Below are 14,810 nucleotides of genomic sequence, written 5' to 3'. Positions count from 1 at the left end.
AGTGCCTCTTCGGATCATCGATGCCGATTGATGGCATGTAACTGCGCTCATGCGCGAGCAAAATCGACAAAGATCGAAATCGCGTGCGCGGAACAATCAGCGCTCCCCGCTGTTTTTATCTCAACCGCGCGATCGCGGCCAAAATGAAACAAAAAGCCGGCAAAGCCGGCGGGAGGTTACGATGGGTAGAGGTATTCTACTGTGGCTGCTGGGTGTTCCGATCCCGCTGATCCTGATCATCCTGTTCTTCTGGCATTGAGCCATTCGCAACGCGCCGAACAAACATAAGCTAGAAATTATGATGCCCGGGGACGTTAATCCCCGGGCATCGTGCCTTCTTCCGCAACTGGAGGTACAAAAACCGGAAGAAGGCAGTCTCGATCAGGTCGAGGCGCGCGTCATTCCGCCTTTGCCAGATCACTGCGGATCACGGACCTGAGTTCGTCGATCGGGCGCAGGGATTGCCCGTCGTCGAAGTGCCAGAATGTCCATCCGTTGCATGCATCAAGACCCTGGACCTTTGCTCCAAGGCGATGAATCGAACCGGCCTCGCCGCCGGAGGCGACGGTGCCATCAGCGCGAACGATCGCGCTGTAGCGACGGCGCGCATCGGTCAGCACCTGGCCGGGCTTGATCAGACCGCTTTCGACCAGCACGTTGAAGGCCACGCGGACTTCCTGCTTCTTGCCGGTCATCACCGTCAGTTCAGCCTTGCCGAGCGGCTCGACCGCCTCGATACGGGCCGAGGCCGCATCGATATAATCCTGTTCGCGCTCGATGCCGACGAAGTGGCGGCCGAGACGCTTGGCGACGGCGCCCGTCGTGCCCGAGCCGAAGAACGGGTCGAGGATGATGTCGCCTGGCTTCGACGAGGCCATGATGACGCGGGCAAGCAAGGCTTCCGGCTTCTGCGTCGGATGCACCTTTTTGCCGTCGTCGCCCTTCAGGCGCTCGCCGCCGCTGCAGATCGGGAACAGCCAGTCGGAGCGCATCTGCACATCGTCGTTCGCCGCCTTCATGGCATCGTAATTGAAGGTGTAACCCTTTGCCTTGGCGTTCGGGCTCGCCCAGATCATCGTCTCATGCGCGTTCTGGAACCGACGGCCCTTGAAGTTCGGCATCGGGTTGGTCTTGCGCCAGACGATGTCGTTGAGGATCCAGAAGTTCAGGTCCTGCAACGTGGCGCCAACGCGGAAAATGTTGTGATAGGAGCCGATGACCCAGAGCGTGCCGGTTGGTTTCAGGACACGACGGCAGGCGAGCAGCCAGGCGCGGGTAAAGGCGTCGTAGGCCTCGAAGGAAGCGAACTGATCCCACTCGTCATCGACCGCGTCGACCAACGACTGATCGGGACGATGCAGGTTGCCGCCGAGCTGCAGGTTATAGGGCGGATCGGCGAAAATGACGTCTACGGAATGGGTCGGGAGGGCTTCAAGGGCAGCAACGCAATCGCCCTTGATGATCGTGTCGATCCAGGAGCCCGGCTTTGCGGAGGCCTTGAGATCGGCAAGCGGAAATACTGACGCCATCTGGAAACTCGCTCATACACAATTACGCTTTTTACTGTCTGTTATGGTTACCCATCTTGGTTACCAAAGCCTGAACCGCCGATCGATTTCGGGAAAAAAATCGAGCCCGCCTGAGTGCGCCGTAGTTTTACGAGACCTGTGCAGACGTAGACGGCAGCCACAGGGGCTGCCGTCGTGAAGTATCGATTCAGGAATTCAGGAGGTCGGTGCCGTAGGAATTATCGATGACGCAGAGCCATTTTCCCGAGGTGTCGCGCCTGAAAACATAGGTCGCGCGCCGCGTGATCGACGCGGGCATGTCGTCCTTGCCGCTCGTTTGCAGCACGGTTTCCATGACCACCAAGGCCGTATCCGCACCCTCGATAACCTGCATATCGCCCTGCGTGACGACGATACTGTGATCAAAGTATTCGGCAATGGCGACGAAGGCGCGGCGGATCTGCTCCTTGCCCGAGGCGATCAGGCCCGGCTTGACGACGAGCGTTGCATCCTCGGCATAAAACTCCATCAGCGCGTCGAAATCCTCGGCGCCGATGGCACGGTCGGCCGCTTCGATCAGCGCCTTGAGCGGATGTGATGACATGGGTGTCTCCTTTGTCGATAGCGATGCCCGGAGACAGACATAAAAAACCCGCCTCCATGGGCGGGTTGCAGTTCGGAAATCCCGGACGCGCGCTAACCCACCGTTGATTGGACGGCGATAATAATCAGCGAAGCGGATGCGGACAGGTTTTCCATGCGGAGATGTTATAAATCGCCGATAAGGCTTGTCTACCGGAAAGGCCGTCAATGTCCGACACCGGCGCGATCATGCACCTTGCGGCTATCCTCCGGCGCTTGCGCCCTCTCCTTCATGCCATAGTCGCGAACGATATGGCCGATCCGTAGCCGGTAGTCCGCGAAGATGCCATTGCGGCCGGCGGATTGGGCGGCGCGGTGAGCCTCGAGGTTGCGCCATTCCTTCACGGCGTCCTCATCACGCCAGAATGACAGCGACAGCAGCTTGCCCCTGACGGTGAGGCTCTCGAAGCGCTCGATGGAGATGAAGCCATCGATCTTCTCCAGATCCGCCCGTAGTTCGCCGGCAAGATCGAGATATGTGTGGCGTTCGCCGAGGTAAGGCAGGACCTCGAAGATGACGGCAATCATGGCAGCACCAGCTTTGCGTGAGGAAGGGATGCGTTCGTCAGGAAGATGCGGTCCTCCTTGAGGATGAAGCGCTCGCGTTTGGCAAATTCGTAGTTCTCGCGGCCGAGCGGATCGGCGGCAAGGCGCGTGCGGTAGGCCTCGTAGGCGGCGAGGCTTTCGATGTTGTAGACGCCGTAGGCAGTCGTCGCCGAACCCTCATGTGGGGCGAAATAGCCGATCAGGTCGGCACCGTTGCGCGGGATCGCCTGTCCCCAGTTGCGGGCGTATTCGATGAAGGCGTCCTTCCTGAACGGATCGATCTCGTAGCGGATGAAGCAGGTCAGCATTGTTGTCTCCTTGTTGTCTGGAGACTGTTTTCGCACGTTGCCTGACGACAATGCTTCGGTTACGATCGAAGTATGAAAGAAGGACCTGACATAGCCCAGATCGGGGCGCTGATCGGCGATCCGGCTCGCGCCAACATGCTGACCGCGCTGATGGGCGGCAAAGCGTTGACCGCGACCGAGCTTGCGGGAGCCGGCGGCGTCACGCTGCAGACGGCAAGCGCGCACCTCGCCAAACTCGAGGCGGGACAGCTTCTCGTTCAGCGCAAGCAGGGACGACACCGGTATTTCGCGCTCGCCGACGAGAGTGTCGGGAAGCTGCTCGAAAGCATCATGGGCTTTGCGGCCGGGCGTGGTCATCTGCGCCATCGGCCCGGCCCGAAGGAACCGGCGCTCCGCAAGGCGCGTATCTGTTACGACCATCTCGCCGGCGACTACGGTGTGCGGATGCTGGACAGCCTCGTCGCTCGAGGCGCGATCGATGCGGTCGGTGACGGGTTGGCACTTACACCGGCCGGCGAAAGCCAGCTTCAACCCATGGGGATCGACGTCAGCGATCTCAGATCATCGCGCCGGCCGCTCTGCCGCTCCTGTCTCGATTGGAGCGAGCGGCGCGCGCATCTCGCCGGCAGTCTCGGCAAGGCGCTCTTGTCGAGCTTCTTCGAAAAAGGATGGGCGCATCGCACCGCGGGAAGCCGCTCGGTGGTCTTTTCGCCAGAAGGCGAGCGGCAGTTCCTGGCGCTTTTCCCGGCCGTTTCCTGAGCGCGGCTCTTCCTTAGCCAACGATGGCGAAGGCTTCCCGGGTCGGACCGGAGCGCGGTGCGCGGCCGATCCATTGGACGTGCTTTTCCAGGATCGCGGCGGCGTCGTCCGTCCGGCCCTGCCGCAAAGCCATCAGGATTGCCCGGTGATCGTGATCGGTGCGCTTTTCCCAGCCGGAACGCCAGGCCGAAAAGAGAAAACGCGCGCTCGCCGCATGGAGATCGTCGATCGCCGTCAGCAGCCGCTGCATGTTGCATGGAGACAGAATGATGCGGTGGAAGCGGCGGTTTGCTTCCTCCCAGGCGTGAACATCGGCGGTCGCATCGCCCTCCCTTGCTGCCTGCTCGGCTGAATCGAGGATCGCCGGCGTCAGATGGGGCGCTGCATGGCGCAGGGCCAGAACCTCCAGAGCGGCGCGCATCTCGGCCACTTCGCGCACTTCCTTTAGATCGAACGAAGCCACCCGGACACCGCGGCGCGGTTCGCTGATCGCCAACCCCTGCGCTTCCAGGCGCCGGAAAGCCTCGCGCACCGGCACGTGGCTGGTGCCAAATTCCTCGGCGATATGATCCTGGCGCAGCCGCAGTCCGGCACCAAGTTCGCCGCGAACGATCCTGTCGGCCAGGACGCGGCTGATGCGGCTTGCGATCGTGTCTTCAGGTTCCTTGCCCATAACCATCCCTTAGAGACACACGATGAGGTTGTCGAGGCATCAGAGGCGCGGCGCAAAGCGCAAATTTTGGCAGGACGAAGGCCCAGCCTGCCCGGTGGTGCAATCCAGCCATGCGGGCATTCCGGTTGAGCTTCGCCGTGTCATCATGTAAAGCGGCATCATCCCAAACAAGGCGTGAGTATATGGACGGCTTCGACCTCATTATTTTCGACTGCGACGGCGTTCTCGTCGATTCAGAGATTATCGCCGCACAGGTTGAGTCGGCCCTGCTGACGGAAGCAGGCTATCCGATCAGCGTCGAGGAGATGGGCGAGCGCTTCGCCGGCATGACCTGGCAGAACATCCTCTTCCAGGTCGAACGCGAGGCCAACATCCCGCTTTCGGCTACGTTGCTCGACAAATCCGAGAAGCTCCTGGACATGCGTCTGGAAAGAGACGTCCAGGCGATCGCAGGCGTCCAGTCGGCGCTTTCGCGCATCAATCTGAAGCGCTGCATCTGCTCCAACTCAAGCAGCCAGCGCCTTGCGATGATGCTCGGCAAGGTGCGGCTGAAGTCGCTCTTCGATCCGCATATCTTCTCGGCAAAGGATCTGGGCGCCGATCGCGTCAAGCCGAAGCCCGATATCTTCCTGCACGGCGCCAAGCAGATGGGCGTTTCGCCATCGAGAAGCGTCGTCGTCGAAGACTCGGTTCATGGCGTACAAGCGGCTCGTGCGGCCGGCATGCGCGTCATCGGATTTACGGGCGCGTCCCACAGCTATCCCTCGCATGCCGACAAGCTGACGGATGCAGGGGCCGAGACCGTCATTTCCCGCATGACCGACCTGCCGGGCGTCGTGGCTGCGCTCGCCGAATGGGAAGGCGCTCTCTGATCAGAGCCTGAGAGATACCGCGCCCGGCAGCACCTCGAAGCTTGCCGGGAGCTGCCCCGGCGCTTCGCCATCGCTGTCGATCAGCGCCGGCGACTTGCCGATCGGCCATGCCTCGACCAAGCGCGCCCGATGCATGCTGACGAGCGGATTCCGGACATGGGCGCCGCTGTAGATGCTGTTCATCAGCGTCAGCACCTTCAAGCGTGATGCGGCCCTGATGATCACGACGTCGAAGACACCGTCAGCCACATCTGCCCGTGGCGCTACCTTCATGCCGCCACCAAACCAGGCACCATTCGCCACCACAACCGTCGTGATCGCTCCCTCGAAGACATCTTCGCCATCGAGCCGAAGGCGGATTTCGCACGGCTGGTAGCGAAGGACCTGTGTCACGCTGTGCCAGAAGAACACCAGGGAACCCGGCAGGCTCCGCCCCTTTCGAGCGGCGTTGACGGCACGCACGATGCGACCGGAAACGCCGAAGCTCGCGATATTGGCGAAATGCCGCCGGACCGTATCGCCGTCGCCATCGTCACATGTCAGCAGGCCGGCATCGATCCGGCGAATACCCGCCGATGTCAGCTGCTCCACAACATGTTCGGGATCGCGCAAGGCCTGAAAATTGCGGGCGAAATCGCATCCCGTTCCGGTGGCGATGAAGGAGAACGGCGTCTCGGGGCGAGCCGATTTCAACACGCCGCCAAGCGTTTCGCCGATCGTCCCGTCGCCGCCGACGGCAACCACAACATCGGCGCCCCCGGCGAGCGCCTTGCCGAGCCGCTCGGCATCTCCGGACCCCGTGGTTTCGCGAATATCGAGCTCGTCTCCTCGCGCAGCAAAAGCGCGTCGCACAGCGGGCCATAAGCCTGCCTTACCACGTCCCGATGCAGCGTTAAGAACGATTCCGATTTTCAAGCCGTTTAGAGCCTTTCCGGGTTATATTGAACCATTCTGTTGGCTCAAACGGAGTCGGTTGGTCGACCGGCTGGCGCGCGTCGTAGCCAACGCATACGGCCAAGCCGGCCGGTCGATCAGGCGGCCCGTTTCAGCCAACCCGAAGGGCCGGGCATCTTTCCGCCAAGGATCAAAGGCGATCGGCTCGGACGTACCAAGGGGTATGCCCTTCGCCAATCGCCTTTGCCCTGTCGAAAACCCGCTCCGGCAGAATGGTTCAATATAACCCGGAAAGGCTCTGCTCTCCGCGTCCGCAATTGAACACGCATGGCGCAGGATCAGAGGAAGAAGAAGGATTACTTCTTTTTCTTCATGCCCTTCGGAGCGCCCTGGTCAAAGCCGATATTGACGCGCACCAGCGCGCCCGAGCCGACCGGCAGCTTGATGCCGTCCTTGCGGAACAGGACCTGCGTCGCTGCGCTGGACGAGACTTCGGCCGGGAAGTTCGTGACCTCGGAATAGAGCGCGTCTTCGCCGTCGAGAACCGTGATTCGAACCGGCAGGTTGATCTTGCCGCCGGTGCCGGCAGGGCCAGCGAGAACGCGGAGCTGTGCAACGATGGTCATGGTGAGGTTGGTGTCGTTTAAGGTGCACTGGCGGGTATAGTCGCCAATCGAAGCCTGATAGGCGAGCTTCTGGGCATCACCCGTCTTCGCGCCACCGGCGTAGGTGCGGAAAACCGCATCGGCATCCTTCATGAAGATTTGCGGGCAAGCGCCCTGAACCACCGGAGCCGTGCTGCCGGAAGCGGTCGTTGCGGTGCCGATCGACGGATCGTTCGAGGAAGGATTGGCCGGCGCCATCGGCATGATCTGCCCGGTTCCGGACGAAGCGGCGGCCTTGTTGTCCCCGCCGCCCGTTCCGAGCGAATTGCACCCCGCCAGCACGGCGGCGACGGATACCGAAACGATGAGACGCGAGACCTTGCCAAGCACGATTATTCCACCCTCTTTAGAAAGTTTCTGGCAGGCCCATGACTTTGAAACCGGGCCTTTCGTGACAGTTTGCGATGGTCTATATCAGCGGCGCAAACAAAAATCGATTGGGTAAGAACCGTTTTGATGCACATTTCGGGATCGCGGGCGACAGCCGGCAAAACAAGCGAGATGCGGCGCGAGGCATACCTTCCCTCAAACCCGGACTTTCTCCGGCCGGCACATCAAGGATGACGACAGTGGATTATATCTCGACCCGCGGCGAAGCCCCTTCCCTCGGTTTCTGCGATGCATTGCTGACGGGTCTGGCGCGCGATGGCGGCCTGTATGTGCCACGCAAATGGCCGCATTTCTCGAAGAAAGAGATCCGCGCGCTTCGCGGCAAGAGCTACCAGGATATCGCCTTCGCGATCCTGTCGCCCTTCACCAACGGCGAGATTCCCGACGACACCTTCCGCACGATGATCGATGAGGCCTACGGCACCTTCCGTCACCCGGCGATCGCCCCGCTCGTGCAGACCGGTCCTAACAGCTTCGTCATGGAGCTCTTCCACGGCACGACGCTGGCGTTCAAGGATGTCGCGATGCAGCTGCTCGCCCGCCTTATGGACTACGCGCTGGAAAAGCGCGGCGAACGCGCAACGATCGTTGGCGCAACCTCCGGCGACACCGGCGGCGCGGCTATCGATGCCTTTGCCGGCCGCGAACGCACCGACATCTTCATTCTCTTCCCGCATGGCAAGGTCTCGCCGGTGCAGCAGCGCCAGATGACGACCTCGACCGCTTCCAACGTCCACGCGCTTGCCGTCGAAGGCAACTTCGACGACTGCCAGAACCTCGTCAAAGCGATGTTCAACGACGCGCCGTTCCGCGATCGCGTCCGCCTCTCCGGCGTCAACTCGATCAACTGGGCGCGCATCATGGCGCAGATCGTCTACTACTTCACGACCGCGATCGCGCTCGGCGGGCCGGATCGCAAGATTTCGTTTACCGTGCCGACGGGCAATTTCGGCGACATCTTCGCCGGCTACTGCGCAAAGCGCATGGGCCTGCCGATCGGCAAGCTCGTCGTTGCCACCAACGAGAACGACATTCTCGAACGCACGCTGAGAACCGGCCGCTACGAGATGAAGGCCGTCAAGGCCACGACCTCGCCGTCCATGGACATCCAGATCTCCTCGAACTTCGAACGACTGTTGTTCGAAGCCTATGATCGCGATGCCTCGAAGGTTCGCGCGGCGATGGACAGCCTGAAGCAGTCGAGCGGTTTCGAGATCTCGAAGGACGCTCTCGCCTTTATCAAGAAGGACTTCCGCGCAGGCCGCGCAAGCGAGAAGCAGGTCGCCCAGACCATCAAGAAGACCCTTGCCGAAACCGGCTACCTGCTCGATCCGCATTCGGCGATCGGCGTTTTCGTTGCGGCAAAGCACGAGAAGCCGAATACACCTATGGTGACGCTTGCGACGGCGCATCCCGCCAAGTTCCCCGCCGCCGTAAAATCGGCCTCCGGTATTGACCCCGCGCTTCCGACGTGGCTTGCTGATCTGATGCACAAGGAGGAGCGCTTTCAGATCGTTAAGCCGGAGCTCAAAGCCATTGAAACCTTCATCGGCGAGCATGCCCGGGCCTAAGTGACGCAGGCGCAGAAAGATAGCCAATGACAGTTGAGTGCACCCGGCTCAAATCCGGGCTGACAGTAGTCACACAGACCATGCAGCATCTTGAAAGTGTTGCGCTCGGAGTCTGGATCAAATCGGGGTCGCGCAACGAGACGGAAGACGAGCATGGCATCGCCCACCTGCTCGAACACATGGCTTTCAAGGGTACGGCACGCCGCACGGCACGGGAGATCGCCGAGGAAATCGAGGACGTCGGCGGCGAAGTGAACGCCGCGACGTCGACCGAGACGACGTCCTACTATGCCCGCGTTCTGAAGGATCACGTGCCGCTGGCCGTCGATATCCTGGCAGACATCCTGACGGAGTCAGCGTTCGAGGAGGAAGAACTCGAGCGCGAAAAGCAGGTCATCCTGCAGGAAATCAACGCCGCGAACGACACGCCCGACGATGTCGTCTTCGACAAGTTTTCCGAGACGGCCTATCGCGACCAGACGCTCGGGCGGCCTATCCTCGGCACGCCGGAAACCGTTCTTTCCTTCTCGCCGCAGCAGATTCGCGCCTATCTCAGCCGCAACTACACCACGGACCGGATGTTCGTTGTCGCGACCGGCGCCGTCCAGCACGACGAGTTCGTTCGCATGGTCGAAGATCGCTTCGCGAGCCTTCCGACCGCTCCATCGGCAACACCCGTCATGGAGCCGGCGAAGTACATCGGCGGCAACATCCGCGAAACGCGCGATCTGATGGACGCGCAGATCCTGCTCGGCTTCGAGGGCAAGGCCTATCACGCCCGCGACTTCTACTGTTCGCAGATTCTCGCGAACATCCTCGGCGGCGGCATGTCATCGCGGCTGTTCCAGGAAGTGCGCGAGATTCGCGGCCTCTGCTACTCGATCTATGCCTTTCACTGGGGCTTTTCCGACACCGGCATATTCGGCATTCATGCCGCCACCGGCGGCGAAAACCTGCCCGAGCTCGTTCCTGTTATCGTCGATGAACTGCACAAGTCGGCAGCGACGATCGAGCAGAAGGAAATCGAACGCGCCCGCGCCCAGATCCGCGCGCAGCTGCTGATGGGCCAGGAAAGCCCGGCTGCCCGCGCCGGCCAGATCGCACGCCAGATGATGCTCTACGGTCGCCCGATCTCCAATCCGGAGATGATGGAGCGCCTGGAAGGCATCACGGTCGAGCGGCTGACGGACCTTGCCGGACGGCTGTTCTTCGACACCGTGCCAACGCTGTCAGCCATCGGGCCACTGGAGCATCTTGCCCCTATGGAAGACATCGCCGCGTCGCTTTCCTCGCCCGCCCCGCACGGCAAGCAGGCTCTCGTCTGATCCAAATCCACCCTGCCGGGAGTGATCGATGCCAAAATCGGTTTTTCGGTTCCTGTCGCGGCAGCCGGATTCGGTGGAGCTCGAGAACGAGCACTATGTGCTTCGTTTGCCGCGCTACCAGGACTTCAACCAGTGGCACAAGCTGCGGTCGGCGAGCCGGCAGTTCCTTGAGCCCTGGGAGCCAACATGGCGTCGCGACGAACTGACGGAGGGCGCGTACCGCGCCCGCGTCATTCGCGGCAAGCAGGAATATGCCTCCGGGCAGGCCATCCCGCTCTTCCTGTTTCACAAGGAAAACATGACGCTGCTCGGCGGCATCACCATCGGCTATATCCGCCGAGGCGCCGCCCAAAGCTGCATGATCGGCTACTGGATGGGCGAGGCCCATGCCGGCCAGGGCCATATGTTCGCCGCACTTCGATTGGTTATACCCTATATCTTCGCAGGGCTTGAGTTGCACCGTATCGAAGCAGCCTGTATTCCAGACAATGCTCGGAGCATCCGCCTGCTTGAAAAAGCCGGGTTTCAGCGGGAAGGCTATCTGCGCGGATACTTGAAAATCAACGGTCAGTGGCATGATCATGTGATGTTCTCACTACTCGCCACCGACACGGATAAAGGCAGGATAACCGACAGCCGATGACTAACAACCGCATGCTGCTCTCATCACCGGCCGGACGCTTCATCGCGGTGATCGCAGCTCTCTTGCTGTCAGCCTTCATGCTGGCTGCGGGTCATGTCCAGGCAGCCGAACCGGTCAAGATCTCGCGAGACGACACCGCGCTCGACTTGACGGCGACGACTGAAATCTATGCGAACCAGGGAGAGGCCTTCCAGGTTTCGACCGCTGCCGGAGCCGACGGTATCCGTCGCCGTATTGAGGTACGTGCCAGCTCCGACAACCACCAGGGCGATTGGGCCGTTTTCGCGCTTGCCAACGTCTCCGACGAACAGCTTGAGCGCGTCATCGTCGCGCCGCACTTCCGCCTGGTGAACTCGAAGCTTTTCTGGCCGGATCTCGGTTCGCAGCGCATCATCGCGATCACGCCGAGCGAAGGCTTCGCGCTCGATCGGCAGCCGAGCGACGAGGCCGATGTGTTCCGCATCACCCTCAATCCGGGCGCCGTGATCACCTTCGTCGCGGAGCTTTCGACGCCTGAACTGCCGCAGATCTATCTCTGGGAACCCGACGCCTACAAGGACACGATCAACGCCTTCACGCTCTATCGCGGCATCGTGCTCGGTATCGCCGGCCTTCTGGCGGTGTTCCTGACGATCCTCTTCGTCGTCAAGGGAACCTCGATGCTGCCGGCGACCGCAGCACTCGCCTGGGCGGTGCTCGGCTACATCTGCGTCGATTTCGGCTTCCTCGGTAAGCTCGTCAGCATAGCCTCCGGCGACCAGCGAATATGGCGCGCATGCGCGGAAGTGGCGCTTGCCTCGAGCTTCGTCATCTTCCTCTTCACCTACCTCAACCTGAACCGATGGCACACGCATCTCGGCTATCTGACGCTCGCCTGGGTGCTCGGCCTGGCGCTGCTTTTCGGGGTTGCCATCTACGACCCGTCGATCGCAGCCGGTATCGCGCGACTTTCCTTCGCGCTGACGGCGACGATGGGGCTTCTGCTGATCGTCTATCTCGGCCTCAACCGCTACGACCGCGCCATCCTTTTGGTGCCGGCATGGGCACTGATCCTCGTCTGGATCTTCGGTGCATGGCTGACCATCACGGGTAGACTCGACAACGACATCATCCAGCCGGCGCTCGGCGGCGGCCTCGTCCTGATCGTGCTGCTGATCGGCTTCACCGTCATGCAGCATGCGTTTGCCGGTGGTGCCTTCCAGCAAGGTCTCTTCTCCGACCTCGAGCGCCAGTCGCTGGCCCTGACCGGTTCGGGCGACATGGTGTGGGACTGGGATGTGGCACGCGACCGCGTCGTCACGATCCCCGACGTCTCAATGAAACTCGGGCTTGCACCGGGAACGATGCACGGGGCTGCGCGCAACTGGCTGCCGCGCCTTCATCCCGACGACCGCGATCGCTTCCGCGCCACGCTCGACGTGCTTCTCGAACACCGCCGCGGCCGCCTCAATCACGAGTTCCGGATCCGCGCCGAGGACGGCCATTTCCACTGGCTGCTGATCCGCGCGCGGCCGGTGCTTGGGTCGAACGGCGAGGTCATTCGCTGCGTCGGCACCGTCGTCGACGTGACCGAGCAGAAGAACTCGATGGATCGGCTGCTGCAGGACGCCCTGCACGACAATCTGACAGGCCTGCCGAACCGGCAACTCTTCGTCGACCGATTGCAAGCGGTTCTGGCGCTGGCGCCCGGCGGCGAAACGCTGCGGCCGACCGTCATGGTCATCGACATCGACCGCTACAAGATGGTCAACGACGCTCTCGGCATTGCGGCGGGCGACAATATTCTGATCGCGCTGACACGGCGTCTTCGCCGACTGCTGAAGCCGCAGGATACGCTTGCGCGGCTGTCCGGCGATCAGTTCGGCCTTATCCTCGCCTCCGAGCGCGACCCGACGAAGATCGCGGACTTCGCGGATGCGATCAGCAAGGCGATCATGGTGCCGATCAATTTCGCCAACCGCGAAATCATCCTGACGGCCTCCATCGGCCTCGCCTCGTTCGTCGACCAGCAGGAGAATGCCGCAAGCATGCTCAGCGACGCGGAACTGGCGATGTATCGTGCCAAGCGCGCCGGCGGCAACCGCGTGGAGCCGTTCCAGCCAGCGTTCCGCGACTTCGGTGCCGACCGGCTGCAGCTGGAATCGGATCTCCGTCGCGCGTTGGAGCGCAAGGAGCTGTCGATGGTCTACCAGCCGATCGCCGGGCTGGAGGACGTCGAGATCGCCGGCTTCGAGGCGCTGATGCGCTGGGAACATCCGAAACGCGGCAGCATTCCGCCGTCCGAGTTCATCCCGATCGCCGAGGCCTCCGACATCATCAACATGCTCGGCCTCTTTGCGCTGGAGCAGGCGACCAATGACCTCATGTCATGGGAGAACCAGACCGGCGAACTGCCGATCTTCGTCTCGATCAACCTCTCAAGCGCGCAGCTTCTGAACAACGACCTCTACGAAGACGTAAGGTCGGTGCTTGCCAAGACGCACTGCGACCCATCGCGACTGAAGCTAGAGCTGACCGAAACGATGGTGATGGAAAACCCGGAACAGGCACGCCTCGTTCTGGAGAAACTGAAGGACGTCGGCCTCGGTCTGGCACTCGACGATTTCGGCACCGGCTATTCCTCGCTGTCCTATCTGACGCGTTTCCCGTTCGATACCGTCAAGCTTGACAAGGCCCTCGTCTGCGACACCAGCGACCGGAAGGCGACGATCCTGCGCTCCGTCATCGCCATGGCCCGCGAACTCGACATGAAGGTGGTCGCGGAAGGGATCGAGTCGAACGAGGATGCGATCGAACTTGCGAAGATGGGATGCACCTTCGGCCAGAGCTATCTCTTCGGCCCGCCGATGGCAGCCGAATCAGTGTTGCGCCTGCTGAAGGAACGGTTTCCGCTGACAAAGCGGGCGTAAGGCAAGATTAGGCCGCCTCGCGCTTGCGCTCGGCCACTCTGTTCTGGATCAGCCGGTGGAGATATTCGAGCTTCGTCACGACGGCGGATGACAGCACGAAGGGATAGGAATCGGGCTGCCCCATGCTGCGCTGGATGGCATTGATCGCCACCGACAGCGGTATCCAGGCACTGACAAGCTGCTCGGCGCTGGCGGCCCGGTAGGGATCGAAATCTACCTCCGCGGCCATCTCCTCGTGGCCGCGCGGATCGATCGCGATACCGAAGGCTCGCGCGGTTTCCAGCGTATCGACGATATGGAGATAGTGCGCGAAGCACTCCGCGAAATCTTCCCACGGATGCGCCGTGGCATAGGTGCTGATAAAGCTCTGCTGCCAGTCGGGTGGCGCACCGTTCTGGTAGTGATCCTCCAATGCGAGCCCGTAGTCGGCTCGCTCGTCGCCGAACACCGCGCGAAACCCCTCGAATTCATCGCGGTCGCGGACCAACTTGTTCCAGACGAAATGACCGATCTCGTGACGGAAATGACCGAGCATCGTCCGGTAGGGTTCGTTCATCAACGCGCGTGCCTGCTCACGGGTGAGATCGTCGGCTTCTGCGGCGCGGATAGCGATGACGCCTTCATCATGGCCGGTCATGGCGGGAATGACATTGCCATCGGGTTGCACCTCATCCTCCAGAAAGTCGAAGACGAGGCCGCCTTGTGGATCCTCCTGCCGATCGGGCGGCGAAAGCAGCCAACGCAGCATGGAGTAGAACAGGTGGCGCTGCGCCTGACTGATGCGGCGCCAGCGGTCGATGCCATCCTGCGTGTTGGTGTTCGGCACCAGCCTGTTGTAGCGACAGGCAATACAGAACTCATGGCCGTCCTCCTCCGGAACGAGCCAGTTGCATATGTCGAGACCGGCATTGGCGCAGAAGCGCACCCGACGCTGCCTGTCCGCCACGAGCTGCCATTCGTCGCCTGCCAGTTCCAGCGCATGCATCCTGATATCGTCAGGCAGGAAGCCCAGCCGGTGACCGCACCGCACGCATTGTCGATTGTCGAAGTGGATGACCTGATCGCAGCTGTCGCAGGCAAACAATCTCATTGGCTTCCGTCCCCG

General features: G+C 61.6%; 14 protein-coding genes. 6 read left to right on the top strand and 8 right to left on the bottom strand.

Annotated features, from left to right (window positions below; translation table 11 throughout):
* Nucleotides 1–398: 398 nt before the first annotated feature.
* From FZ934_RS02025 to FZ934_RS02010, 4 genes are all read right to left on the bottom strand, one after another.
* Nucleotides 399–1,529: a site-specific DNA-methyltransferase gene (locus tag FZ934_RS02025; protein ID WP_153269699.1), complete on the bottom strand. Its 1,131-nt coding sequence runs from the start codon at nucleotides 1,527–1,529 to the stop codon at nucleotides 399–401.
* Nucleotides 1,530–1,716: 187 nt separating this feature from the next.
* Complete coding sequence (locus FZ934_RS02020) at nucleotides 1,717–2,112, bottom strand: YybH family protein (RefSeq protein ID WP_153269698.1); 396 nt, start codon at nucleotides 2,110–2,112, stop codon at nucleotides 1,717–1,719.
* 203 nt (nucleotides 2,113–2,315) lie between these two features.
* Complete coding sequence (locus tag FZ934_RS02015; RefSeq protein ID WP_153269697.1) at nucleotides 2,316–2,678, bottom strand: antibiotic biosynthesis monooxygenase family protein; 363 nt, start codon at nucleotides 2,676–2,678, stop codon at nucleotides 2,316–2,318.
* Entirely contained in the window at nucleotides 2,675–3,004 is a 330-nt protein-coding gene (locus tag FZ934_RS02010; RefSeq protein WP_153269696.1) for an NIPSNAP family protein, read from the bottom strand. The genes FZ934_RS02015 and FZ934_RS02010 overlap by 4 nt, the downstream gene beginning before the upstream one ends.
* Before the next feature lie 72 nt (nucleotides 3,005–3,076).
* Here FZ934_RS02010 and FZ934_RS02005 point away from each other — a divergent pair, with 72 nt between their 5' ends.
* Nucleotides 3,077–3,763, top strand: coding sequence for an ArsR/SmtB family transcription factor (locus FZ934_RS02005; RefSeq protein ID WP_153269695.1), 687 nt, complete (start codon nucleotides 3,077–3,079; stop codon nucleotides 3,761–3,763).
* Between the two features lie 13 nt (nucleotides 3,764–3,776).
* Here the strand turns inward: FZ934_RS02005 and FZ934_RS02000 are convergent, their stop codons facing one another.
* Nucleotides 3,777–4,436, bottom strand: coding sequence for a GntR family transcriptional regulator (locus FZ934_RS02000; RefSeq protein WP_153269694.1), 660 nt, complete (start codon nucleotides 4,434–4,436; stop codon nucleotides 3,777–3,779).
* A 182-nt stretch (nucleotides 4,437–4,618) separates the two neighbouring features.
* Here FZ934_RS02000 and FZ934_RS01995 point away from each other — a divergent pair, with 182 nt between their 5' ends.
* The gene (locus FZ934_RS01995) at nucleotides 4,619–5,308 is read left to right on the top strand and encodes an HAD family hydrolase (RefSeq protein ID WP_153269693.1); all 690 of its coding nucleotides are present in this window, start codon (nucleotides 4,619–4,621) and stop codon (nucleotides 5,306–5,308) included.
* Here the strand turns inward: FZ934_RS01995 and FZ934_RS01990 are convergent, their stop codons facing one another.
* Together FZ934_RS01990 and FZ934_RS01980 are read right to left on the bottom strand one after the other, a co-directional pair.
* Nucleotides 5,309–6,223, bottom strand: a complete 915-nt coding sequence (locus FZ934_RS01990) for a diacylglycerol/lipid kinase family protein (RefSeq protein ID WP_153269692.1) — start codon at nucleotides 6,221–6,223, stop codon at nucleotides 5,309–5,311. It lies immediately after the preceding gene.
* 335 nt (nucleotides 6,224–6,558) lie between these two features.
* The gene (locus tag FZ934_RS01980) at nucleotides 6,559–7,200 is read right to left on the bottom strand and encodes a hypothetical protein (RefSeq protein ID WP_194273789.1); all 642 of its coding nucleotides are present in this window, start codon (nucleotides 7,198–7,200) and stop codon (nucleotides 6,559–6,561) included.
* A 236-nt stretch (nucleotides 7,201–7,436) separates the two neighbouring features.
* Between FZ934_RS01980 and thrC the strand changes: the two genes are divergently transcribed.
* Genes thrC through FZ934_RS01960 form a run of 4 tightly spaced genes read left to right on the top strand, consistent with a single transcriptional unit; the run spans nucleotide 7,437 to nucleotide 13,705 of the window.
* Nucleotides 7,437–8,828, top strand: coding sequence for a threonine synthase (gene thrC / locus FZ934_RS01975; RefSeq protein WP_432443598.1), 1,392 nt, complete (start codon nucleotides 7,437–7,439; stop codon nucleotides 8,826–8,828).
* Nucleotides 8,829–8,854: 26 nt separating this feature from the next.
* A complete protein-coding gene (locus FZ934_RS01970) occupies nucleotides 8,855–10,153 on the top strand; it encodes a M16 family metallopeptidase (protein WP_153269688.1) in 1,299 nt (432 codons plus the stop codon).
* Nucleotides 10,154–10,181: 28 nt separating this feature from the next.
* Nucleotides 10,182–10,796, top strand: coding sequence for a GNAT family N-acetyltransferase (locus FZ934_RS01965; RefSeq protein ID WP_153269687.1), 615 nt, complete (start codon nucleotides 10,182–10,184; stop codon nucleotides 10,794–10,796).
* The gene (locus tag FZ934_RS01960; RefSeq protein ID WP_153269686.1) at nucleotides 10,793–13,705 is read left to right on the top strand and encodes a sensor domain-containing phosphodiesterase; all 2,913 of its coding nucleotides are present in this window, start codon (nucleotides 10,793–10,795) and stop codon (nucleotides 13,703–13,705) included. Before FZ934_RS01965 ends, FZ934_RS01960 begins: the two co-directional genes overlap by 4 nt.
* A 7-nt stretch (nucleotides 13,706–13,712) precedes the next feature.
* On the opposite strand, the gene FZ934_RS01955 is transcribed toward FZ934_RS01960, so the two are convergent.
* Nucleotides 13,713–14,795: a zinc-binding metallopeptidase family protein gene (locus tag FZ934_RS01955; RefSeq protein WP_153269685.1), complete on the bottom strand. Its 1,083-nt coding sequence runs from the start codon at nucleotides 14,793–14,795 to the stop codon at nucleotides 13,713–13,715.
* Nucleotides 14,796–14,810: the final 15 nt, after the last annotated feature.

The sequence above is a fragment of the Rhizobium grahamii genome (assembly GCF_009498215.1).
Classification (GTDB): Bacteria; Pseudomonadota; Alphaproteobacteria; order Rhizobiales; family Rhizobiaceae; genus Rhizobium; species Rhizobium grahamii_A.
Note: the sequence above shows the minus strand (reverse complement) of the source record. Positions and strands in the feature narration are given on the sequence as shown.